This window comes from Pseudomonas sp. E1MeOHC2 (assembly GCF_058745025.1).
Genome location: NZ_CP196675.1, coordinates 4,137,371 through 4,160,447, shown reverse-complemented (window position 1 = coordinate 4,160,447; position 23,077 = coordinate 4,137,371). Strand labels below are relative to the sequence as shown.

The 23,077-nt window shown below is 63.2% G+C and carries 21 protein-coding genes; 10 read left to right on the top strand and 11 right to left on the bottom strand.

The features are described from left to right. The first annotated feature begins 31 nt into the window (after window positions 1-31). The gene (locus tag ACSSU5_RS18845; RefSeq protein ID WP_492559484.1) at window positions 32-1,897 is read left to right on the top strand and encodes an alkaline phosphatase D family protein; all 1,866 of its coding nucleotides are present in this window, start codon (window positions 32-34) and stop codon (window positions 1,895-1,897) included. Between the two features lie 119 nt (window positions 1,898-2,016). On the opposite strand, the gene rssC is transcribed toward ACSSU5_RS18845, so the two are convergent. Together rssC and rssB are read right to left on the bottom strand one after the other, a co-directional pair. Then, window positions 2,017-2,499 carry an anti-sigma factor antagonist RssC gene (gene rssC / locus ACSSU5_RS18840; protein ID WP_016500715.1) on the bottom strand — a complete coding sequence of 161 codons (483 nt, stop codon included), beginning with the start codon at window positions 2,497-2,499 and terminating at the stop codon, window positions 2,017-2,019. Then, window positions 2,496-3,680 (bottom strand): two-component system response regulator RssB, encoded by a 1,185-nt coding sequence (gene rssB, locus ACSSU5_RS18835; protein ID WP_027596602.1) that lies wholly within the window; start codon window positions 3,678-3,680, stop codon window positions 2,496-2,498. Before rssB ends, rssC begins: the two co-directional genes overlap by 4 nt. Window positions 3,681-3,950: 270 nt before the next feature. Between rssB and ACSSU5_RS18830 the strand changes: the two genes are divergently transcribed. Then, a complete protein-coding gene (locus ACSSU5_RS18830; protein WP_492559483.1) occupies window positions 3,951-4,250 on the top strand; it encodes a PilZ domain-containing protein in 300 nt (99 codons plus the stop codon). Between the two features lie 36 nt (window positions 4,251-4,286). Here ACSSU5_RS18830 and ACSSU5_RS18825 read toward each other — a convergent pair whose 3' ends face one another. Continuing rightward, the gene (locus ACSSU5_RS18825) at window positions 4,287-4,994 is read right to left on the bottom strand and encodes an MlaA family lipoprotein (protein ID WP_264309510.1); all 708 of its coding nucleotides are present in this window, start codon (window positions 4,992-4,994) and stop codon (window positions 4,287-4,289) included. Between the two features lie 190 nt (window positions 4,995-5,184). Here ACSSU5_RS18825 and pcrP point away from each other — a divergent pair, with 190 nt between their 5' ends. Beyond that, the gene (pcrP, locus tag ACSSU5_RS18820; RefSeq protein WP_264309511.1) at window positions 5,185-5,748 is read left to right on the top strand and encodes an HAD superfamily inactivated hydrolase PcrP; all 564 of its coding nucleotides are present in this window, start codon (window positions 5,185-5,187) and stop codon (window positions 5,746-5,748) included. Between the two features lie 122 nt (window positions 5,749-5,870). Further along, window positions 5,871-6,134, top strand: coding sequence for a DUF4404 family protein (locus ACSSU5_RS18815; protein WP_003248815.1), 264 nt, complete (start codon window positions 5,871-5,873; stop codon window positions 6,132-6,134). A 139-nt stretch (window positions 6,135-6,273) separates the two neighbouring features. Here ACSSU5_RS18815 and queF read toward each other — a convergent pair whose 3' ends face one another. Continuing rightward, window positions 6,274-7,104, bottom strand: coding sequence for an NADPH-dependent 7-cyano-7-deazaguanine reductase QueF (queF, locus tag ACSSU5_RS18810; RefSeq protein ID WP_264309512.1), 831 nt, complete (start codon window positions 7,102-7,104; stop codon window positions 6,274-6,276). 67 nt (window positions 7,105-7,171) lie between these two features. Next, on the bottom strand, window positions 7,172-7,678 hold the full coding sequence (locus ACSSU5_RS18805; RefSeq protein ID WP_492559482.1) for a cupredoxin domain-containing protein: 507 nt from the start codon (window positions 7,676-7,678) through the stop codon (window positions 7,172-7,174). Between the two features lie 162 nt (window positions 7,679-7,840). Here ACSSU5_RS18805 and cinR point away from each other — a divergent pair, with 162 nt between their 5' ends. Beyond that, on the top strand, window positions 7,841-8,521 hold the full coding sequence (gene cinR / locus ACSSU5_RS18800) for a two-component system response regulator CinR (protein WP_492559481.1): 681 nt from the start codon (window positions 7,841-7,843) through the stop codon (window positions 8,519-8,521). Beyond that, a complete protein-coding gene (locus ACSSU5_RS18795) occupies window positions 8,518-9,870 on the top strand; it encodes a heavy metal sensor histidine kinase (protein ID WP_492559480.1) in 1,353 nt (450 codons plus the stop codon). The genes cinR and ACSSU5_RS18795 overlap by 4 nt, the downstream gene beginning before the upstream one ends. A gap of 38 nt (window positions 9,871-9,908) precedes the next feature. On the opposite strand, the gene ACSSU5_RS18790 is transcribed toward ACSSU5_RS18795, so the two are convergent. Genes ACSSU5_RS18790 through ACSSU5_RS18780 form a run of 3 tightly spaced genes read right to left on the bottom strand, consistent with a single transcriptional unit; the run spans window position 9,909 to window position 13,148 of the window. After that, window positions 9,909-11,150, bottom strand: coding sequence for a lipoprotein-releasing ABC transporter permease subunit (locus ACSSU5_RS18790; RefSeq protein ID WP_264309516.1), 1,242 nt, complete (start codon window positions 11,148-11,150; stop codon window positions 9,909-9,911). Between the two features lie 56 nt (window positions 11,151-11,206). Then, window positions 11,207-11,890 carry a lipoprotein-releasing ABC transporter ATP-binding protein LolD gene (gene lolD, locus ACSSU5_RS18785; RefSeq protein ID WP_172960376.1) on the bottom strand — a complete coding sequence of 228 codons (684 nt, stop codon included), beginning with the start codon at window positions 11,888-11,890 and terminating at the stop codon, window positions 11,207-11,209. A gap of 7 nt (window positions 11,891-11,897) precedes the next feature. Next, window positions 11,898-13,148 (bottom strand): lipoprotein-releasing ABC transporter permease subunit, encoded by a 1,251-nt coding sequence (locus tag ACSSU5_RS18780; protein ID WP_264309517.1) that lies wholly within the window; start codon window positions 13,146-13,148, stop codon window positions 11,898-11,900. Window positions 13,149-13,241: 93 nt separating this feature from the next. On the opposite strand from ACSSU5_RS18780, the gene ACSSU5_RS18775 reads away from it, so the two are divergent. Together ACSSU5_RS18775 and ACSSU5_RS18770 are read left to right on the top strand one after the other, a co-directional pair. Continuing rightward, window positions 13,242-13,826, top strand: a complete 585-nt coding sequence (locus tag ACSSU5_RS18775) for a PilZ domain-containing protein (RefSeq protein ID WP_264309518.1) — start codon at window positions 13,242-13,244, stop codon at window positions 13,824-13,826. Between the two features lie 30 nt (window positions 13,827-13,856). After that, the gene (locus tag ACSSU5_RS18770; RefSeq protein WP_264309519.1) at window positions 13,857-14,573 is read left to right on the top strand and encodes a glycerophosphodiester phosphodiesterase; all 717 of its coding nucleotides are present in this window, start codon (window positions 13,857-13,859) and stop codon (window positions 14,571-14,573) included. 48 nt (window positions 14,574-14,621) lie between these two features. Here the strand turns inward: ACSSU5_RS18770 and sthA are convergent, their stop codons facing one another. The 3 genes from sthA to ACSSU5_RS18755 form a co-directional block, all read right to left on the bottom strand. Continuing rightward, window positions 14,622-16,016 carry a Si-specific NAD(P)(+) transhydrogenase gene (gene sthA, locus ACSSU5_RS18765; protein WP_264309520.1) on the bottom strand — a complete coding sequence of 465 codons (1,395 nt, stop codon included), beginning with the start codon at window positions 16,014-16,016 and terminating at the stop codon, window positions 14,622-14,624. A 201-nt stretch (window positions 16,017-16,217) separates the two neighbouring features. Then, window positions 16,218-17,216 carry an FAD:protein FMN transferase gene (locus ACSSU5_RS18760; protein ID WP_492559479.1) on the bottom strand — a complete coding sequence of 333 codons (999 nt, stop codon included), beginning with the start codon at window positions 17,214-17,216 and terminating at the stop codon, window positions 16,218-16,220. Window positions 17,217-17,413: 197 nt separating this feature from the next. Next, entirely contained in the window at window positions 17,414-18,877 is a 1,464-nt protein-coding gene (locus ACSSU5_RS18755) for a glyceraldehyde-3-phosphate dehydrogenase (RefSeq protein WP_492559478.1), read from the bottom strand. Window positions 18,878-19,044: 167 nt separating this feature from the next. On the opposite strand from ACSSU5_RS18755, the gene mfd reads away from it, so the two are divergent. Next, the gene (gene mfd / locus ACSSU5_RS18750; RefSeq protein ID WP_492559477.1) at window positions 19,045-22,494 is read left to right on the top strand and encodes a transcription-repair coupling factor; all 3,450 of its coding nucleotides are present in this window, start codon (window positions 19,045-19,047) and stop codon (window positions 22,492-22,494) included. A 9-nt stretch (window positions 22,495-22,503) separates the two neighbouring features. Then, on the top strand, window positions 22,504-23,076 hold the full coding sequence (locus tag ACSSU5_RS18745; RefSeq protein WP_264309524.1) for a peptidoglycan binding protein CsiV: 573 nt from the start codon (window positions 22,504-22,506) through the stop codon (window positions 23,074-23,076). Window position 23,077 lies beyond the last annotated feature (1 nt).

The window sequence follows — 23,077 nt, the reverse complement described above, 5'->3', positions numbered from 1 at the left end:
TGAATGGGCTGTCTAGCCACCAGAGCTGTTGATGACCTCATCCCTACCCCTCGTTCTAGCCGGCCCGGTATTGCGCCGGCTGGAGCCGCAGCGCCTGGCCATCTGGCTGGTCGCCACGCAACCTTTGCAACCCGAGTTCGCCCTGGATGGCGCAGCGCATCCGGTTAATGTCGCTTGCCAGGTCATCCCGATAGGCCAGCACGCGTTTATCCATTTGCTGGATATCCGCTTCGCCCTGCCGCTCCCTTGCAACCAGACGCTGGGCTACGACCTGCTCATCGATGGCCAAGGCATTGCCGAGTGGGCAGCGCACCTGCTCTACCCCGGCGAAACACGGCCAAACTTCGTGCTGCGTGATCGCCTTGATCATGTGCTGCATGGCTCTTGCCGCAAGCCGCATCACCCCGCCGCCGACGGCCTGCTGTGCGCCGACCGTTTGCTGCAACAGTGCCAAGACCCCGAACAGCGCCCTGCCGTGCTGCTGATGACCGGCGACCAGGTGTATGCCGATGATGTCGCCGGGCCCATGCTGCGCGCCATCCACGCCCTGATCGAACGCTTGGGGCTGTTTGACGAACAGCTGGACGGTGCTGTCGTCGCCGACAGCGCTGCGCTCTATCGACACCCTGCCAGTTACTACCATCGCGCCGACCTGCTGCCAGCGCAGGAACGTAACGAAAGCCTGCGCGAGCGCTTTTTTGGCGGCAAACGCAAGCCGATCTTCTCGTCCAGCAACGCCGATAACCACCTGGTGACCTTCGCCGAAGTCATGGCCATGTACCTGCTGGTGTGGTCACCCGAACCCTGGCGCCTGGTCAACCTGGACATGCCTGTGGGGCTCACCAATGAACGCCAGGCGCGTTATCGGCACGAGCTACCACTGATTGAGGCGTTCGCCGGCAACCTGGGCCAGGTGGCGCGGGTGATGGCGCACCTGCCGTGCCTGATGATTTTCGATGATCATGACATCACCGATGACTGGAACCTCTCAGCCCAGTGGGAAGAAACCGCCTACGGCCACCCGTTCTCGCGGCGGATCATCGGCAATGCGCTGCTGGGCTACCTGCTGTGCCAGGCCTGGGGCAACGACCCGGAGGGCTGCGGGCCACTGGTCGAACGCTGCCAGGTGCTGACGGGTAAGACACTGAACAACCAGGCGCAGGATGATCTGATCGGCGAAGTGCTGCGTTTCCAGGGCTGGCAGTTCAGCCTGCCCAGCAACCCACCGCTGCTCGTGCTCGACACCCGCACGCGCCGATGGCGTAGCGAAAGCAGCCTGGCCAAGCCATCGGGCCTGCTCGACTGGGAGGCGCTGAGCGAACTGCAACAGGCGCTGCTCGATCACCCTTCGGCGATTATCGTGTCGCCCGCGCCGATCTTCGGGGTAAAGCTGATCGAGACCGTGCAAAAGGTGTTCAGCTGGATGGGCTACCCGTTACTGGTGGATGCCGAGAATTGGATGGCTCACCGGGGCGCGGCGCAGGTGATCCTGAACATTTTCCGCCACTCGCGCACGCCGGGGCATTACGTGGTGCTGTCAGGGGATGTGCATTATTCGTTCGTTTATGAAGTGCTGATTCGCCATCGCCAGCGCAGCCCGCACCTGTGGCAGATCACCAGCAGCGGGATCAAGAACGAGTTCCCCCGGCGATTACTGGATGTGCTCGACCGGCTTAACCGCTGGCTGTATTCACCGCGCTCGCCGCTTAACTGGTTTACCAAGCGGCGCGAGATGGAAGTGGTGCCGCGTACGCCCAGCGGTAGCAAGGCGGGTGAGCGGTTATGGAATGGTGCGGGGTTGGGGCAGGTGTTTTTTGATGAGCAGGGGCGGCCCGCGCGGGTGTTTCAGCTGGATGCCGGTGGGCGGGATGTGACGGAGTTTGTCGGGCCGGAATGAGGGAGGTTTTTAGCCTGTACCGGCCTCTTCGCGGGGCAAGCCCGCTCCCACAGTTGAGATGTAGTGAAGAACCTGTGGGAGCGGGCTTGCCCCGCGAAGAGGCCAGCACAGGCAATAAATCAGGTCCGCTCCAGCGCATTCACCAGGTCATGAAACGCTTCGCGGTTGGAGTCGTTCAACCCCATGAGGATCTTGTGCGCTTCCAGCACCTTGGACCGCACCACTTCCTCGTTCTGGTCCTGTGATGGCAAATCGGTCAGGCACTCCGGGCACGGTATCGGGCGATCGACGATGTTGAACACCTGATCGAAACCCATCGACTGCAGCAACCGGGAAATATCCGGGTTGGTGGTGACGACGGTCGGCAGCAGCCCCACTTTCTGGCGCGACAGGATCGACAGTTTGGCCAGCAGGCCCAAGGTGGTGCTGTCGATGCTCTCGGTTTCAGTCAAGTCGATGACGATGGCCGAGAAGTTCAGCGCGGTAAAGATCTTCTCGATCGTCGCGTCCAGCGCCGAACACAAGGTCAGGCGCACTTCACCGACGAATTTCAGTACAAAGGTACCGCTTTGCTCGGCGAACTGAATTCTACCGGTACTCATTGAAGGTTCCTGCTCAACACCAATAGGGCGATATCATCCGGCATCTCCCCAAGCGTAGCCAATCCAAATCGTTGGCGCAGCCCATCCAGGCTGCCACCCGCTGCCTTGACGATTTCTGGCAAGGCGGCTTCTTTATCTTTGAGCGTGTCACCTGGCAAAAGGTCCAAAATGCCATCGGACATCAAGCTGAGGCTGAACACCGGCGGCAGCTCCACAACCAGGTCCTGGTAACTGGCTTCGTCGAACAACCCCACCGGCAGGCCGCGGCCTTCCAGGTAGCGGGTATTGCCCGGGGTGTACAACACCGGCAGCGGCAGATGGCCGCCCACGGCATAGGTCAACAGCCCAGTGTCTTCGTCGATCACGCCGCCCACCATGGTCACATGCTTGCCCAACTTGCAGTTGATCAGCCCGCGGTTGATGTGGCTGAGCACTTGCGAGGGCTTGAACTCACGCATCTTGCTGCCGCGCTTGAATTCGAACAACAGGCGCGTGGTCATGAACTTCAACAGCACCGTGACGAACGCCGACGAGGCACCGTGCCCAGAGACGTCGGCCAGGTAGAAGGCGATACGGCGATCATCAACGCGGAAGTAGTCGGCAAAATCGCCCGACAGGTACAGCGACGGAATGATCTGGTGCTCGAAGGCGAACTCACCGGCCACCCAGGGGCTTTCTGGCAGCATGTTCATCTGCACCTGCCGACCGGCGGTCTGGTCTTCCTGCAACAGGTGCAGGCTGGCTTCAAGCTCACGGTTGGCGGCTTCGAGCTTGTCACGGTAGCGCTGGTTTTCCAGCACCAGGCGCGAACGGTCGAGGGCTCGGCGCACCGAGTGCTCAAGCACGGCAAGGTCTTCCAGCGGCTTGATCAGGTAATCGGCAGCGCCCAGGCGCAAGGCCTCGACCGCATCGCTCATGACGCCGGCACCGGACACCACGATCACCGGCAATTGCGGCGCGCGCTCGCTGATCTGGCGGATCAGTTCGAGCCCGCCCATCTGCGGCATGCGCAGATCGCAGATCACGAGGTCGGGCTGGTGTTCTTCGAAGACCTGAAGCCCCTGCTGGCCATTACCGGCCTGGAGGACGCTGAAACCACTGTCTTCAAGATAGGCGGCGAGGCTCGCACGGACCACGTCGTCGTCATCGATGATCAGCAGCGTTGCACTGGTTTTCTGCATGTGGGCGAACGGCGCCGATTTGGGTTGGTGCAGCGGTGTCGGCAAGGCTGACGGCCAGCTACGGGAATACTCTGTGGTAACACTCTACTTGAGTTGTAGGACAAGAAGTCCGGCCCGGCAACTGTCAGAGGAACCTTGTAAGGCGCAGACGGTACTCCCATCCGCCAGGCGTTTCAAGGGTACGAGGGTCGACCTCGCCGCTCTTTACAGGGCAAATCACCGGGAGTTATAAGAAAGCCGACCAGTGCAACCCAATGGGAAGGACGCAGCATGCCCCAGACGCCCTCCAACCACGCCGAAAAACGCGATTTCATCCGCATGCGTATCGATACCGAGGTGAGCCTGTTGCACGAAGGCCAGGTGATCGCGGCGGTGTGTCTGGACCTGTCCAGCGGGGGCATGCAGGTGCAGGCGCCGCAACGTTTTCAGGTAGGGGAGACGCTTGAGGTGCGGATCGATTCCGATCACCCGGCGCTCAAGGGGTTGCACGCCAGCACCGAGGTGGTGTGGATCGCCGATCAGCCCGGTGGGCAGCAGAAGTTCGGCTTGCGCATTCTGGCCATGCATTGATGCAAGGGGCTGCACGGCAGCCCCCCTGTGCACGTATCAGAAGTCGTCTTCGACTTCGCCGTCCTTGACCTTGAACTCGCGGTTCTGCAGGTAGGCGTTGCGAATGAAGATGTACTTGTCGCCTTGTATCAGTTTTTCGGCCGACAACAGGCTGGCACGGGTATCGACAACGTCCACCGCGAAGGTCGTGTTCCGCGTCGGTACGTGGTTGATGTAGCGGTAGGGTTCGGTGTAGCTGTCCGGGTACTTGGCCAGGCCGTCACGCACCGTGCTTGGGCCCAGCAACGGGATGACCACGTAAGGGCCGCTGCCCACGCCCCAGTAACCCAGGGTCTGGCCGAAATCTTCGTCGTTGCGTTGCAGGCCCATTTTGGTACCGACGTCGAAGAAGCCGCCAATGCCGAACGTGGTGTTGACGATCAAGCGTGCAGTATCCACCCCGGCCGCATGGGGCTTGAGCTGCAGCACGTCGTTGACCAGGTTGGTCACGTCGCCCAGGTTGCGGAAGACATTGTGGATGCCATCTTCGAGGAATTGCGGGGTCACCGCCTGGTAGCCCTTGGCCAATGGCTTGAGGGCATAGGTGTCGACGGTATCGTTGAACCTGAAGATCGGGCGGTTGACCGTCTCCCAAGGGTCCTCCTCGGTGGCCGCCTGGGTAGCCGCCACGGGCGCCAGCAGCAAGCTGGCGCAGACACAGGCCTGGGTGACTCGCTCGATCACACCGGCACCGATCCTACGCATAGATGTCTCTCCATCGAATTTCTTGGCCGCAGCCGCACCGGGCGCGCTGCTGTAAGGCGCAAGTATAAGGGCTTGCGGGCTGATCACCAGCATTACACATTTTTGCTCAAGATTTTGTGAACGTATGTTGCGTCGTCATCGACCGGTAACAATAGCGGCCTAGCCTGCGGAGTATTTCAGGGAAGTTGCCATGCACGATGCGTCCGCCTTCACTGCTGTGCTGTTCGGCCTGCGTGGCTGCCTGGTCCAGGGTGCGAACGGCCACCCGCTGCCCGCGCCCGGCGCCCTGGCAACACTCGCCAGCCTGCGCCAGCGCCAGGTGCCCTGCATTTGGCTGGACGACCTGAGTGCCACACACGCCAAACGCCTGGCCAACGTGCTGCCCGACTGGCTGCCGGGCCATGCGGTGAACGGCGTGCGCTGGCCCGCACCGAATGCCTGCTGGCAGGCGCTGATGGCACTGGACAGCGCGCGCCTGGATGGCTGCGTACTGGTCAGCGGCGAACCTGCGTTGCTGCAATCAGGCTTGAACGCTGGGTTGTGGACCGTGGGCCTGGCCGCCTGCAGCCCTTACTGCGACCTCAGCTCCCAGCACTGGCAAGCCATGAGCCAGCAGGAACAAGACCTGGCCCGCGGCAAGGCCACCCTCGAGCTGTTCAGCCTGGGCGTGCACTCGGTGATCGACCACCTGGAAGCGCTGGACACCTGCCTGCAAGACATCGCCCTGCGGCGGCGCAAGGGTGAAAAACCCTGATACAGCACCTTTGACGCGGATCATGCAAAGCGGCTGCGAGTGGATTACAGTGAAAGCAGGCCAGAACCTTTGCCGCTTCGCCGAGGTCCATGCCTTGCCAAGCCATTGATGGAGAAAAGCCAATGCCTGCCCGCGAATTGCAAGAGCGACTGAACAGCTTGCGCGAGCAACTGGACCGCAACGTGCCACTTTCGGAAGAAGAGCTGGCCGCCCTGCATGAGGAAGCCAGACAGATAGAGGCGCAGCTGAAGCTTGAAGAAGCCACGCCGGACAACAACCTGGTGGATGGGGTTAATCTGGCGATCGAGCGCTTCGAAGCCGATCACCCGGACCTGACCGCCACCCTGCGCAGCATTGCCAACTCGCTGCACAGCATGGGTATCTGAATAGCTGGGGGCACTTCGCACCCCTTTCGCGGGCAAGCCCGCTCCCACAGGTTTCAGCGCTGCCCTGTGGGAGCGGGCTTGCCCGCGAATGGGGCGCGAAGCGCCCCCAAAATCTCACTGCAACGACACAACCAGGCGCTTACTGCCGAACCAGCCGACCATTCACCGGGCTGATCGCCCCCATGCTGCGGTACGGGTTGATATCCAGCCCACCCCGGCGCACATACCGCGCATACACCGTCAAATGCTCCGGCTGCAGCAGGTTCTTCAAATCCAGGTAGATGCGCTCCACGCACTGCTCATGGAAGTCGGCATGCTGACGGAAGCTGATCAGGTAAGTCAGCAGGCTGGCATGATCCAGCGCCCTGCCCTTGTACTCGACCACCACGCTCCCCCAATCCGGCTGGCCGGTGACTGGGCAGTTGGACTTGAGCAAATGGCTGTGCAAGGTCTCTTCAACCACCCGCTGTGCATCGCAGCGCAGTAACTCGGGTTGCGGCTGTTCATAGTTGCTGATGGCCACATCCAGCCCATCGATGCACTGCCCCGGCAAGGCCACAACGCCCTGAGCCTCCACCTCGGCCAAGGTGCGCACCTTGACGCTGACCGGCTTGCCGGCCGCTGCGGACAAGTCCTTCTCCAGGCAGGCTTGCAGCTCGCCAATCGAGGCAAAAACAGTCTGGTTCAGCGAGTTCAGGTACAACTTGAACGACTTGGACTCGATGATATTCGGCGAGTCCGCAGGAATGGCAAACTCACCGATGGCCACCACCGGCTTACCCGACGGCAGCAACCACGACAGCTCGAAGCAGTTCCAGTAGTCCACGCCCTGCCACGGCAGGGTCTGGGCAGTGACGCCCAGCTCGGCCCACTTGGCGGTACGCGGGATCGGGAACAGCTGCTCAGGGGAGTAGGTAGCGATGTATTCGCTGGACTTGCCCAGCGGGGAGTGTTCGGCGGCGGGATGCATGGAAACTGACCTGAAGGTTCGAAATGCCCCTAGTCTACCGTTTTTGCGCCCCGCCTTGGGCCTGATGTCACTCGATGGTCAATGGCCCAACCATCCCCGCCTGGTAATGCCCGGGCACGTTGCAGGCAAATTCGATGGGCGCCGACTTGCGGAACGTCCAGGTCAGCTCGGCACGCTGGCCGGGCTGCACCAGCACGGTATTGCCCGCGCCGTGGCCGTGACCTTCGGCGTGGTTCATCTGGCCGTGATCCATGCCCTCATGGTTCATGCCTGCGGTGAACAGTTTGCCTTGCATCGCGATCATTTCTTTCTGGTGCTCGGCGTGCATAGCCTTGTCACCCAGGTTGAATTCGTGGGGCAACTTGCCTTCATTGATCAGCACGAAGCGCACCGTCTCGCCCGCCTTGGCTTCCAGGCGTTTCGGCTCGAAGGAAATGTCCTTGAGCACCACCTCGACCGTGCGGGTGGCCTTGCCGGCCGGGGCGGGCTCGCCGAAGGCGAAACCGTTGGCACTGCCGGCAACGGCAGGCAGGCTTGCCAGGGCAAGGGCGGTGGCGATGAACAGGCGTTTCATGATGACTCCAAACTACATAACAGGATGAGAACACCTTAATAAGGTGGGGCTGGCAGCTACCTGACGGGAAGATTACAACTTTGTCAGTTTGGGCGAGCACCCACATCGTCACGTATCATTTCCCGATAGACGCCGCGCCCCCTCCCGAACTGTGGACACCGCATGAAACTGTTGATCGTCGAAGACCAGGCCCGCACCGGCCAATACCTGAGCCAAGGCCTCAGCGAAGCAGGCTTTGCCACAGAACTGGCGGCCGATGGCGAAACCGGCCAACACCTGGCACTCAGCGGCGATCACGACTTGTTGATCCTCGACGTGATGCTGCCAGGCCGTGACGGCTGGCAGATTTTGCAAGCGGTGCGCCAGGCCGGCCTGGACACCCCCGTGCTGTTCCTGACCGCCCGCGATGCCGTCGAGGATCGGGTGCATGGCCTGGAGCTGGGCGCTGACGATTACCTGGTCAAGCCGTTCGCCTTCTCCGAACTGCTGGCCCGGGTGCGCAGCCTGCTGCGTCGCGGCGCCAGCCCGAGCCAGGACACCACCTTGAGCCTGGCCGACCTGCGCCTGGACCTGATCCGTCGCCGCGCCGAGCGTGCCGGCCAGCGCATCGACCTCACTGCCAAAGAGTTCGCCCTGCTCGAATTGCTGCTGCGCCGCCAAGGCGAGGTGCTGCCCAAGTCGCTGATTGCCTCGCAGGTCTGGGACATGAATTTCGACAGCGACACCAACGTCATCGAAGTGGCGATCCGCCGCCTGCGTCTGAAGATCGACGACCCGCACAGCAACAAGCTGATCCACACCGTACGGGGCATGGGCTATGTGCTGGAGGAGCGTCAGGATTGATGCGCCGACGCTCTCTCGGCAGCCGCCTGGCGCTGCTGTTCGCGGCCTGTACGGCTGCTGTCTCGCTGGGTGCCGGCGTGCTGTTCAGCCGTGCCAGCGAGCAACACTTCATCGAGCTCGACCAACAACTGCTCGAATCACGCCTGTCGCTGTTTCGCACGCAACTGGCCGGCGTCGCCACCCCCGCCGAGCTGGACACCCGCCTCCCTGCCCTGCGCGATGAGCTCAGCCACCAGGCTGACCTGGCCCTGCGCATCAGCGGTCACGACGGCGCGCCGTGGTTCGACAGCCGCACGCAATTGCCCGACACCACACCCCCCTCGGGGCTTGCGACCCTGCATACCGACGGCGCCGATTACCGCAGCCTGGCAATGCCGCTGAACCCGGCCGAACCACAGTCCGCGCAGCTGACGCTGTACCTCGACATCACCCACCATCAGCATTTCCTGCAGGGCATGCAGCGCCTGATCTGGTTCACCGTCGGCCTCTCGGCCCTGGCCACTGCGCTGCTCGGCGCCTGGGCCGTACGCAGGGGGCTGCGGCCACTGCGGCAGATGGGCCAGGTCGCGGCCAGCGTGTCGGCCCGCTCGCTGACCACCCGCCTGCCTGTGGCGCAGATGCCGGAAGAGCTGGCCGAACTGGCCACCACCGTGAACGCCATGCTGCAACGCCTGGACGATGCTTTCCAGCGCCTGTCGGCATTCTCCGCCGACATCGCCCACGAACTGCGCACGCCGCTATCCAACCTGCTGACCCACACCCAGGTCACCCTCACCCGCCCGCGCAGCCTGGAAGAATACCGCGAGGCCTTGCATGGCAACCTGGAGGAGCTGCAGTGGATGGCGCAGATGATCAACGACATGCTGTACCTGGCCAAGGCCGATCATGGCTTGCTGGTGCCGGGGCAGGTTGCGCTGGCGTTGCATGAGGATGTGGATGCGTTGCTGGAGTACTACGCGCCCCTGGCCGAAGACCGCAACGTGACGCTGCTGCGCGAAGGCCAGATGCGGCTGCAGGGGGACCGCCCCATGCTGCGTCGCGCGTTGTCGAACCTGCTCGACAATGCCTTGCGCTTCACCCCGCCCGGTGGGCAGGTACGCGTGACGCTGGAGCCTGGGTTACGGGTTTGCGTGGCCAATACCGGGGCGGCAATAGAACCCGCTGCATTGCCACGCTTGTTCGATCGGTTCTACCGGGTGGACCCGGCACGGCGCGAAGGCAGCACGGAGCACGCCGGGTTGGGGCTGGCGATTACCCGGTCGATCGTGCAGGCGCATGGCGGGACTATTCGGGCAGAGTGCGAGGGTGGCTGGACGCGATTTGTGATCGAGTTACCTGATCACGCCTGATTGGGGCCGCTGCGCGGCCCCAAAATCTCAGACAATACTCAAACCGCCAGGCCAATCGCCGGCTGCACCTGCGATGCCCGATACGCCGGGTAAATGGTCGCCAAGAAGCTCATCACCAACCCCGCCGCACAGATGATCGCCACATCCCCCCACTGCAGCTCCGACGGCAGGCTGCTGATGAAGTACACATCCGAGGTGAAGATGTGCTGGCCACTGACCCGCTCCAGCCAGCCAACGATCTGGCTGACATTGAACGCGGCAATCACCCCCAGCACACCGCCGATCAAGGTGCCCACGATGCCGATCAGGCTGCCCTGAACCATGAACGTACCCATGATCTGCGCAGGCGTGGCGCCCAGGGTGCGCAGGATGGCGATGTCCGGCCCCTTGTCGTTCACCACCATGACCAGCGTGGCGATGATATTGAACGCCGCCACCGCGATGATCATCATCAGCAGCAGGCCGATCATGGTCTTTTCCATCTTCATGGCGCTGAACAAGCTGCCCTGGGTGTGCGACCAGTCATCGGCGTGGTAGGCATCGCCCAGCCCGGCAGCGATGGCCTTGGACACCTGCGGCGCCGCATACAGGTCATGCAGCTTGAGCCGCACACCTTGCACCTGGCCCGGCGCCCAGCGCTGCATTTCGCCTGCATCGGCTACGTGAATGTAGGCCTGCGAGCCATCCAGCTCGGCGCCGACCTTGAAGATACCGACCACGGTCAGGCGCTGCATGCGCGGTGTGATGCCACCCGGCGCCTTGCTGATTTCCGGCACGATCAGGGTCAGTTTGTCGCCCGTGTTCAAGCGAAAACGCCGGGCGCTCAGCTCCCCGATGACCACGCCGAACTCACCCGGTTTCAGGTCCTGCAAACGGCCCTGGACAATATGCTGGCCGACAATCGAGACCTTGCCTTCCTCGGCCGGGTCGATGCCGCTGACCTGAATCGGCTGCATCGCCCCCTTGTACGAGAGCATGCCCTCCATCTCGGTGATCGGCGCCGCGGCCATCACCGCCGGGTCTTTCAATGCGGCATCGGCGACCGTGCGCCAGTCATCCAGCGGCTGCACGCCCAGGATGCTGGCATGGGGCACCAGGCCGAGAATGCGCGAGCTCATCTCACGCTGGAAGCCGTTCATTACCGACAGCACCACGATCATCGCCAGCACGCCCAGCGACAGGCCGATCATCGAGGTCATCGAGATGAACGAGATGAAATGGTTGCGGCGCTTGGCACGGGTGTAGCGAGCACCAATGAACAAGGGCAAGGGTCTGAACATGTAAAACACCCAATGAAAGAGTTGCGGGGCGGCTCAGGCCACCCCGTGCAAGCGGCTCAGATCGCCACCAGGTGACCGTCGTCGAGTTTCAGTACACGGTCCATCTGGCGCGCCAGGTTGAGGTCGTGGGTCACCACCAGGAACGCGGTACGCGAAGCGCTGGACAGCTCCTGCATCAGTTCCTGGATGCCCTGGGCAGTGTGGTGGTCGAGGTTGCCGGTCGGTTCGTCGAGCATCACCAGGCCCGGGCGGTTGACCAGGGCGCGGGCAATCGCCACACGCTGACGCTCACCGCCGGACAACTCGGCAGGCTTGTGGTGCAGGCGGTGGCCAAGGCCGACGCGCTTGAGCAGTGCCTCGGCGCGCTCGCGGGCCTCAGGGATCGCGGTGCGGCCGATCAACAGCGGCATGCACACGTTCTCCATGGCAGTGAATTCGGGCAGCAGGTGGTGGAACTGGTAGACGAAACCCAGTGCCCGGTTGCGCAACAGCCCACGCGCGCGCTCACCCAGTGCCGACAGCTCCTCGCCCGCCAGCCAGACACTGCCTTGGGTGGGCGTGTCGAGGCCGCCGAGCAGGTTGAGCAAGGTGCTCTTGCCCGAGCCCGAACTGCCGACGATGGCCACGCGCTCACCCGGGTGCAGCTCCAGCTGCAGGCCAGACAGCACCTGTACCGACTCCGGGCCTTCGTCGTAGGACTTGCCCAGGTTGCGGCAACTCAGAACGGCTTTATCACTCATGCGCGACTCACTCATAACGTAGCGCCTCTGCAGGCTGGGTGCGGGCCGCACGCCAGGCCGGGTACAGGGTGGCGAAGAAACTCAGGACCAGCGCCGCGGCGCAGACCATGTACACGTCATTGGCCATGATCTGCGACGGCAGGTAATCGATGAAATAGACGTCGGCGTTGAGGAACTTGTGCCCGATCAGCGTCTCGATGCCGGCAATCGCCGCGCTCACATTCAGCGCGGCAAGGATGCCGACGCCGGCGCCGATCAAGGTGCCAATCACCCCGATCACCGTGCCCTGAACCATGAAGATGGCCATGATCTGCCCAGGCGTGGCGCCGAGGGTGCGCAGGATCGCGATATCGCCGCGCTTGTCATTGACCACCATCACCAGGGTGGAAATGATATTGAACGCCGCCACTGCCACAATCAGCAGCAACAGCAGGCCGATCATGGCCTTTTCCATGCGGATCGCCTGGTACAGGTTGCCATGGGTGCGGGTCCAGTCACGGCTGTAGAACTCCTGGTCGCCCAGGTGCTGGGCGATGTCCCACGCCACGCGCGGCGCCTGGAACAGGTCGTCGAACTTCAGGCGCAGGCCCTGCACCTGGTTCGGCTTCCAGCGGTGCAGCCGGGACAGGTCGTTGATGTTGGTCAGGCCCAGGTAACCGTCGATTTCGCCGGCGCCCACGTGGAAGGTACCCACCACGGTGAAGCGCTTCATGCGTGGGAACATGCCGGCCGGGGTCACACTGACCTCGGGGGCGACGAAGGTCAGCTTGTCGCCGACGGCCACACCCAGCTTGGCTGCAGCCTTGTCGCCGATCATGATGCCCCACTCGCCCGGTGCCAGCTGGTCGAGGCGGCCTTGCTGGACGAAGTTGTCGATGATCGACACCTCGCGCTCGCGTGCCGGATCGATGCCGTTGAGCAGCACCTTCTGCACCTTGCCATCATGGGTCAGCAGGCCCTGCATCTGGGTGAAGGGCGCAACCGCCACCACCTGCGGATTCTGCTTTACTTGTTGGGCAAGCGCTGACCAGTCGTCAAGCGGCTGGCCGCTCTCGAGCGTGGCATGGGGAATCATGCCCAGCACGCGGGTGCGCATCTCGTGGTCGAAACCGTTCATGACCGAGAGCACCACGATCATCACCACCACGCCCAGGGCGAGGCCGATCATCGAGGTCAGGGAAATGAACGAGACGAAGTGATTGCGGCGTTTGGCACGGGTATAACGCGTGCCGATAAATGCGAAAAGAGGTCTGAACATGTCGGGGCTTGTTCGGATGAAAGGGAACGTCCTTGTGGCGAGGCGCATACGGCGGCTTTACACTCGGACCACCGCCGCTACCATGGGTTCGCCATGACGACATTAGACGAAGAAGATCGCCGCGAATACTACCGCATCGAAGATCAGATCGCACTTCAAATCAACCCCTTGAGTGCGTCCGAAGCCCTTGAGCCAGAAGTGTTGCAGGATGATTCACCGCTATTCAACCTGCTCAGCGAGCTGCACCTGTCCGACTTCGAAGCCCAGCACTTGCTGCGCCAGTTGAGTGACAAGGACCGTACACTCGCGGCCTTTCTGCGGGCGCAAAGCAAACGCCTCGACCTGCTCAGCGCTGTGGTCGCGCAAACGCTCATCGGCGAAATCGGCCAGCCGCAGGCAGTGGTCATTTCCGAAGGCGGCATCGAGTTCACCCAGGCCCGGCCCATCGCCCCCGACACCCGCGTCAAGGTGAAGATGGTGCTGATGCCCCGCGCCCACGGCCTGCTGCTGCGCGGCAAGGTTACCCACTGCGACCCGCGCCCGGACGGCAGTTTCGAGGTCGGCACCGAATTCACCGACATGACCGACGCCCAGCGCCAACTGCTGGCCCGTTACATCCTGCAGCGCCAGCAACAGCAACGGCGCCAGCAGCTGGAACAGAACGACCCTGCTTCCTAAGCCTTTTCCCTTTGAATTGAAGGAACGAACGTGACCCTGATCTACGGCCATCGCGGCGCCAAGGGCGAAGCGCCCGAAAATACCCTGAACAGCTTCCGCCAATGCCTGTCCCACGGCGTCAACCGCTGCGAGCTGGACCTGCACCTGTCGGCCGACAACGAACTGATGGTGATCCACGACTCGACCCTCAAACGCACCACCGGCCGACGCGGCAAAGTGGTCGAGCACCCGGCCGCCGACCTGGCCAGGATCGATGCGCGCAAGGGTGGACCGGGCTGGGTACAGCCCTGCCCCATCCCGAAACTGGAAGAGCTGTTCGAAAAATGCGACTTCGAGCACTGGCAACTGGAGGTCAAGAGCGCCTCGCGCACCCGCGCCGCCAGCACCGTGCTGGCCATTCGTGAACTGGCCCAGCAATACGGCCTGCTGGACAAGGTCACCATCACCTCAAGCTCACGCGAAGTGCTGGGCGCCGCCCTGGAGCTGGTGCCGGACGTGGCGCGTGGGCTGGTGGCCGAATACGCCTGGCTCGACCCGCTGAAGGTCGCGCAGAACTATGGCTGCGAGCTGCTGGCATTGAACTGGACACTGTGCACCCCCGAGCGCCTGCTCAAAGCCCAGGGCCAGGGGTTGCACGTGTCGGTGTGGACGGTCAACGAACCGGCACTGATGCGCCGGCTCGCTGATTTTGGCGTGGACAGCCTGATTACAGACTTTCCCGGTTTGGCCAAGACCACCCTCGGGTAGGGCTGAAATCGGTCTCCCCGACCGGCTCAGGCCACCGGCCGGAGCCGCTTAAAAAAGCCGGTTCAGGCCGTCGTAGGCAGCTACCCGATAGGCCTCGGCCATGGTCGGGTAGTTGAACGTGGTGTTGACGAAGTACTTCAGGTTATTCAGCTCGCCAGGCTGGTTCATGATCGCCTGGCCGATGTGGACGATTTCCGAAGCCTGGTAGCCGAAGCAGTGCACACCGAGGATTTCCAGGGTTTCGCGGTGGAACAGAATCTTCAGCATGCCTTGTGGCTCGCCGGCGATCTGCGCGCGCGCCATGCCCTTGAAGAAGGCCTTGCCCACTTCGTACGGCACCTTGGCCTGGGTCAGCTCCTGCTCGTTCTTGCCGATCGAGCTGATCTCCGGAATGGTGTAGATGCCGGTCGGTACGTCATTGACGAAGCGCCAGCTGCCATTGTCGACGATGCTGCCGGCCGCCGAACGGCCCTGGTCGTGGGCGGCACTGGCCAGGCTCGGCCAGCCGATCACGTCACCGGCACCGTAGATGTTCGACACGGTGGTGCGGTAGGCCTCGTCGACCTCGATCTGGCCACGGCTGTTGACCTTGATACCGATGTTTTCCAGGCCCAGCTTGTCGGTGTTGCCGGTACGGCCGTTGCACCACAGCAAGGCATCGGCCTTGATCTTCTTGCCCGACTTCAGGTGCAGGACCACACCGTTGTCCAGGCCTTCGACCCGCTCGTACTCCTCGTTATGGCGTACGGTGATGTTGTTGTTGCTGAAGTGGTAGCTCAGCGCCTGGGAAATTTCCGAATCCAGGAAGCTCAGCAACTGGCCACGGTTGTCGACCAGCTCGACCAGCACACCCAGGCCGCTGAAGATCGATGCGTATTCGCAACCGATCACGCCGGCGCCGTAGACGATCAGTTTGCGCGGGGTGTGGCTGAGGCTGAGGATGGTGTCGCTGTCGTAGACGCGCGGGTGATGGAAGTCGATATCGGCTGGGCGATACGGGCGCGAGCCGGTGGCGATGATGATCTGCTTGGCGTTGAGCTTTTCCACCACACCATTGGGGCACACCACTTCGATGGTCTGCTCGTCAGCGAAGCTACCGGTACCGAAGAACAGGTCGACACGGTTGCGTGCGTAGTAGCCGGTGCGCGAGGCGACTTGCTTGGCAATGACCTTCTCGGCGCTCTTGAGCACGTCCGGGAAGGAGAACCAGCGCGGCTCGCCAATGGCGCGGAACATCGGGTTGGTGTTGAACTGCATGATCTGCCGCACCGAATGACGCAGTGCCTTGGACGGGATGGTGCCCAAGTGGGTGCAGTTGCCGCCGACCTGGCGACGGCTGTCGACCATCGCCACCTTGCGCCCTGCTTTGGCGGCGTTCATTGCCGCGCCTTCTCCGGCCGGGCCGGAACCCAGCACCACTACGTCGTAGTTGTAGACAGCCATGCGTACTCCTTCAGAACTGGCCCGCGAGTCACGGTGGCTCGCGGGGCGCGATCATGTCGCCGGGGCGCCATGAGAAAATTCGGTTGCAGTCTAATCAAGCGTGAACGCCGCGCACATTAACCCTTGGTCGCGTCGTAGGCCAATTTTGCCTGCACTACATGTGGTTCACCGATTCCCTGGCGATCTTCCATCCTTGCGCTTTCACTTGCCTTTCATTGCCCGCGCAAACGCAGGGGTCGCTCGGGAGACGAAGCCACCCTCGGCCCGAGTCACCAGCACGGCGGCCAGGTTGTGGCTGATGGCGAAATCCCAGCCGCGCTCCGGCCCGAGGATCAGCAGCAAGGTCGAGTAGCCGTCGGCCCGCAGCGCCGAGGCATCGAGCACGGTGACGGCGGCCAGATCGTGTTCGACCGGGCGCCCGAGACGGGCATCGAAGGTGTGCGAATAGCGCCGGCCATTCTGCTCGAAATAGTGGCGATAGTCACCCGAGGTCGATACCGATAGGCCATCTACCGAGATGACCTGGCGGGCGATCTGGCGGTCTTCACGGGGCAGCTCCAGGGCGATGCGCCAAGCGCTGCCATCAGGCTTGCGGCCAACGGCCTTGAGCTCGCCGGTGGCTTCGGCGATGAAGCTTGAGATACCCATGCCACGCAGGCGCTCGGCGATCAGGTCGACGGCGTGGCCGGCGGCGATGCTGTTGAAATCCAGCTCCACGGGGGCATCCTTGCACAGAGCCTGGCCCTCGATGCGCAGGTGCTGGTAGCCCACGCGCAGGCGTGCCTGGGCCAGCGCTTGCGGGTCGGGCACCTGCTCGTGACGCGCCTGGGGGCCGAAGCCCCAGAGGTCGAGCAACGGCTCCACAGTGAGGTCGAAGGCGCCGGCACTTTGTGCGGCCAGGTGCTGGCCGAAGCGGACCAGTTCGAGCATGTCGCGCGGGAGCGCCAGGCACTGGTTGGCCGGCAGCTGGTTGAACTGGCTGACGGTGGAGTCGCCACGATAGGTCGAGTAGTGCTGATCGATGTCCTGCAGGATGGCCTCGACGGCGGCCTGCACCTGGGCAGGGCCTGGGCCGGCGGGTTCGCGGACGTACTGGATGCTGTAGCTGCTGCCCATGGTCGGGCCGCCCAGGCGTTCCAGGGTCGGGCCTTGGTTGCAGGCGGTGAGAAGCATCAGGAGGAGTAGCAGGGTTGCGCGCAAATTGAAGTTCTCAGCTGCCTGAACTGGCCTCTTCGCGGGGCAAGCCCGCTCCCACAGAATCACCTCAATCTAGAAGATGTCAGTTCTTCTGTGGGAGTGGGCTTGCCCCGCGAAGAGGCCGGTACCGACACTTTAAATACCGGGCAAAAAAAACGGGAACCCGAAGGTTCCCGTTTTTTCATTGCCTTACAAGCGAATCAGCGTGGAAACGCTGGCGGGTTCACACCGGCCATGTCTTCCATCACACGAACCACCTGGCAGCTGTAACCGAATTCGTTGTCGTACCAGACGTACAGTACAACGCGGTTATCGTTAGCAATGGTGGCTTCGGCATCAACCACACCGGCGTGGCGCGAACCAACGAAGTCGGTCGAAACCACTTCCTGGGAGCTGACGAAGTCGATCTGCTTGTGCAGTTCCGAGTGCATGGCCGTCTGGCGCAGGTACTCGTTGATCTCTTCGCGGGTGGTGGCCTTTTCCAGGTTCAGGTTAAGGATGGCCATCGAAACGTTCGGCGTCGGCACGCGAATGGCGTTACCGGTCAGCTTGCCCTTGAGCACTGGCAGCGCCTTGGCGGCAGCAGTGGCGGCACCGGTCTCGGTGATGACCATGTTCAGCGGCGCGGCGCGGCCACGGCGGCTGCCCTTGTGGAAGTTGTCGATCAGGTTCTGGTCGTTGGTGAACGAGTGAACGGTTTCGACGTGACCATTGATGATGCCGTACTGGTCGTTGACAGCCTTCAGCACCGGCACGATGGCGTTGGTGGTGCAGGAAGCGGCCGAGATGATCTTGTCATCGACAGTGATGTCACCGTGGTTGATGCCGTGCACGATGTTCTTCAGCGCGCCCTTGCCAGGTGCGGTGAGGATCACGCGGGCAGCGCCCGGGCAGGCCAGGTGCTGGCCCAGGCCGTCGGCGTCACGCCATACACCGGTGTTGTCGACGATCAGCGCGTTGTCGATGCCGTACTGGGTGTAGTCGACTTCGCTCGGGCTCTTGGCGTAGATAACCTGGATCAGGTTGCCGTTGGCGGTGATGGTGTTGTTGGCTTCGTCGATGGTGATGGTGCCATCGAACGGGCCGTGCACCGAGTCACGGCGCAGCAGGCTGGCACGCTTGACCAGATCGTTCTCGGCGCCTTTGCGCACGACGATGGCACGCAGGCGCAGGCCGTCGCCACCACCGGTCTTCTCGATCAGGATGCGCGCCAGCAGGCGGCCGATGCGGCCGAAGCCATACAGGACGACGTCGGTGCCTTTACGGGCCGAAACGTTCTGTTGGCCAACCACGTCGGCCAGCTCTTCACGCACGAACTGCTCGGCGCTGCGGCCGTTGCCTTCCTGCTTGAACTTGTTGGCCAGCTTGCCCAGGTCGACCGAAGCGGCGCCCAGTTTCAGCTCGCTCATGGCCTTGAGCAGGGGGAACGTCTCGTGGACAGACAGTTCGGTCTCGTCGGCCTGACGATGACGCGCAAAGCGGTGTGCTTTGAGGATCGAGATAACCGAACGGTTGATCAGGCTGCGGCCATAAATCGAGCTCACCACGTTGTTGTTGCGGTAGAGCTGACCGATAAGCGGGATCATCGCTTCAGCCAATGCTTCACGATCAATCCACTCACCAAGACACTGGTCGGGCTTCTGAGTCACGGGAACCTTCCACATGTAGGGACAGAAAAAAGGGGCTACATTATGACGCCCCAACGCGGAACGGGCAATGAGCGCCTGTCGCGGCAGTCAGAGCCAGTGTTCATGGCCTTTGGAGCCTGACAGCAGGCACCGGCACCGGTACAATCGATCTCTTTGCCGCAACGCTTGGAGTGCAATCTCCCGTGTCAGTTCTGCGCCTACCGCAACTGTCGGCCACGGCCGGCAAACAAACCTGGGGCAACCTGCCCGGTGCCGCCCTCAGCCTTGCCATTGCCGAAGCCGCCAGCAGCGCTGGCCGCTTTACCTTGCTGCTGACAGCCGACAGCCAGGCCGCCGACCGCCTGGAGCAGGAGCTGCGCTTCTTTGCCCCGGACCTGCCGGTGCTGCCCTTCCCAGACTGGGAAACCCTGCCCTACGACCTGTTCTCGCCGCACCAGGACATCATCTCCCAGCGCATTGCCAGCCTGTACCGGCTGCCGGAGCTGAGCCACGGCATTCTCGTCGTACCGATCACCACCGCCCTGCACCGCCTGGCGCCAACCCGCTTTTTGCTGGGCAGCAGCCTGGTGCTGGACATCGGCCAGACCATCGACGTCGAGCAGATGCGCACACGCCTCGAAGCCAGCGGCTACCGCTGCGTCGACACGGTGTACGAGCATGGCGAATTCGCCGTGCGCGGCGCCCTGATCGACCTGTACCCCATGGGCAGCAAACTGCCCTACCGCATCGACCTGTTCGATGACGAAATCGAAACGCTGCGCACGTTCGACCCCGAGACCCAGCGTTCCATCGACAAGGTCGATTCGGTACGCCTGCTGCCGGCGCGCGAGTTCCCGATGCAAAAAGAGGAAGTGACCCGCTTCAAGGCACGCTTTCGCGAGCGCTTCGACGTGGACTTCCGCCGCAGCGCGATCTTCCAGGACCTGGCGAGCGGCATCATCCCCGCCGGCATCGAGTACTACCTGCCGCTGTTCTTCGAAGAAACCTCGACCCTGTTCGACTACCTGCCCAGCGACACCCAGGTGTTTTCCCTGCCGGGCGTCGAACAGGCCGCCGAGCACTTCTGGAACGACGTGCGCGGGCGCTACGAAGACCGCCGTGGCGACCTGAGCCGGCCGCTGCTGCCGCCTGCCGAGCTGTTCCTGCCGGTGGAAGACTGTTTCGCCCAGCTCAAGCAATGGCCCCGGGTGGTGGTCAGCGCCGAAGACCTCGACCCTGGCGCCGGCCGTGAACGCTTCCCGGCACGCCCCCTGCCAGAGCTTGCCATCGAAGCCAAGGCCAACCAGCCGCTGGCAGCGCTGGCAAGCTTCCTCGACCAGTTCCCCGGCCGCGTACTGTTCACCGCAGAATCTGCGGGCCGTCGCGAAGTGCTGCTGGAGCTGCTCGAACGCCTGAAGCTGCGCCCGCACACCGTCGAAGGCTGGACCGACTTCATCACCGACTCTGAGCGCCTGGCGATCACCATCGCCCCGCTCGACGAAGGCCTGGTGCTGGACGACCCGGCCATTGCCCTGATCGCCGAGAGCCCGTTGTTCGGCCAGCGCGTGATGCAGCGCCGGCGCCGCGACAAACGCGGCGAGGCGGCCAACGACGCCGTGATCAAGAACCTCACCGAGCTGCGCGAAGGCGCGCCGGTGGTGCACATCGACCATGGCGTGGGCCGCTACCTGGGCCTGGCCACCCTGGAGATCGACGGCCAGGCCGCCGAGTTCCTCACCCTGGAATACGCCGAGGGCGCCAAGCTTTACGTGCCGGTGGCCAACCTGCACCTGATCGCCCGCTACACCGGCAGCGATGACGCCCTGGCGCCGCTGCACCGGCTTGGCTCCGAGGCTTGGCAGAAGGCCAAGCGCAAGGCCGCCGAACAGGTGCGCGATGTTGCCGCCGAATTGCTCGATATCTACGCCCGCCGCGCCGCGCGCAAGGGCTACGCTTTCGCCGACCCGGCCGCCGACTACGCCACCTTCAGCGCCGGCTTCCCCTTCGAGGAAACCCCCGACCAGCAGAACGCCATCGAAGCGGTGCGCGCCGACATGCTCGCGGCCAAGCCGATGGACCGCCTGGTGTGTGGCGATGTTGGCTTCGGCAAGACCGAAGTGGCCATGCGCGCCGCGTTCATCGCCGTGCACAGTGGCCGCCAGGTGGCCGTGCTGGTGCCGACTACCCTGCTCGCCCAGCAGCACTACAACAGCTTCCGCGACCGCTTCGCCGACTGGCCGGTGACGGTCGAGGTGATGAGCCGCTTCAAATCCGCCAAGGAAGTAGCCAGCGCGGCGGCGGACCTGGCCGAAGGCAAGATCGACATCCTCATCGGCACCCACAAGCTGCTGCAGGACGATGTGCGTTTCAAAGACCTGGGCCTCGTGGTAATCGACGAAGAGCACCGTTTTGGCGTGCGCCAGAAAGAGCAGCTCAAGGCGCTGCGCAGCGAAGTGGATATTCTCACCCTGACCGCCACGCCGATTCCGCGCACGCTGAACATGGCCGTGGCCGGCATGCGCGACCTGTCGATCATCGCCACGCCGCCCGCGCGGCGCCTGTCGGTGCGCACTTTCGTCATGGAGCATAACAACAGCACGGTCAAAGAAGCCCTGCTGCGTGAACTGCTGCGCGGCGGCCAGGTGTACTACCTGCACAACGACGTGAAAACCATCGAGAAGTGCGCCGCAGACCTCGCCGAACTGGTCCCGGAAGCGCGCATCGGCATCGGCCACGGCCAGATGCGCGAGCGCGAGCTGGAACAGGTGATGAGCGACTTCTACCACAAGCGCTTCAACGTGCTGATCGCCTCGACCATCATCGAGACCGGCATCGACGTGCCCAGCGCCAACACCATCGTCATCGAACGCGCCGACAAGTTCGGCCTGGCCCAGTTGCACCAGTTGCGTGGCCGGGTCGGTCGTAGCCACCACCAGGCCTACGCCTACCTGCTGACACCCGCGCGTCAAAAGGTCAGCAGCGACGCCGAGAAACGCCTGGAGGCCATCGCCAACACCCAGGACCTGGGCGCCGGCTTTGTCCTGGCCACCAACGACCTGGAAATCCGCGGCGCCGGCGAACTGCTGGGCGAAGGCCAGAGCGGGCAGATCCAGGCCGTGGGCTTTACCCTCTACATGGAAATGCTCGAACGCGCGGTCAAGGCCATCCGCAAGGGTGCCCAGCCAAACCTTGAGCAGCCGCTGGGTGGCGGCCCGGAGATCAACCTGCGCCTGCCGGCCCTGATCCCCGAGGACTACCTGCCCGATGTGCATGCACGCCTGATCCTCTACAAACGCATTGCCTCGGCCGCCGACGAAGAAGGCCTCAAGGACCTGCAGGTAGAGATGATCGACCGCTTCGGCCTGTTGCCGGAGCCGACCAAGAACCTGATGCGCCTGACCTCGCTCAAGTTGCAGGCGGAAAAGCTCGGCATCAAGAAAGTCGATGCCGGCCCCAATGGCGGCAAGCTCGAGTTCGAGGGCGAAACCCCGGTCGATCCGCTGACCTTGATCAAGCTGATCCAGGGCCAGCCCAAACGCTACAAGTTCGAAGGCGCCACCCAGTTCCGTTTCCTGATACCGATGGAACGCCCCGACGAACGTTTCAACACCCTTGAGGCGCTGTTCGAGCGCCTGACCCCACAGTCTGCCTAAGGAAGATCCATGCGTGCCATCCGTTGCCTGACCCTGCTGCTGGCGCTGTTCGCGCCAGCCGCCTTCGCCGAAGGCCTGTATCAGGTAGAAATGCTCCTGGTGCGGCAAAACAGCGTCCCCGCCTTCACCAGCCCGTTCGCGCCCGAAGACTGGAGCGCCGGCGCCCCGCGCCTGGACAAGGGCGCCGAGCGCCCGCTGGGGCTGGACGATGAAACCACCCGCCTGCAGGCCACCGCCGACTACACCGTGCTGATGCACAAGGCCTGGCAGCAGCAGGTCGGCAGCGAGCCCAGCCGCATCGCCCTGGGCGAGGGTGAAGAGCAGTTCGGCCACTTCCCCATCGAAGGCAACCTGAGCATCGCCGAAGGCCGCTTCATCGCCGTGGAAGCCAACTTCTGGGTCAACCAGCTCGATGGCAACGGCAGTGTGCTGCGCAGCGAGCAGTTCAAGCAGAGCAACAGCAACGTCAAGGGCGGCCAGTTGACCTTCCTCGACGGCGGGCACCTGGCGGTGCTGCTGAAGGTGACACCGGCAGGGATGCGCAAACTGCCGCAGATGGACCCGGAGATGATGGAGCAGTGAT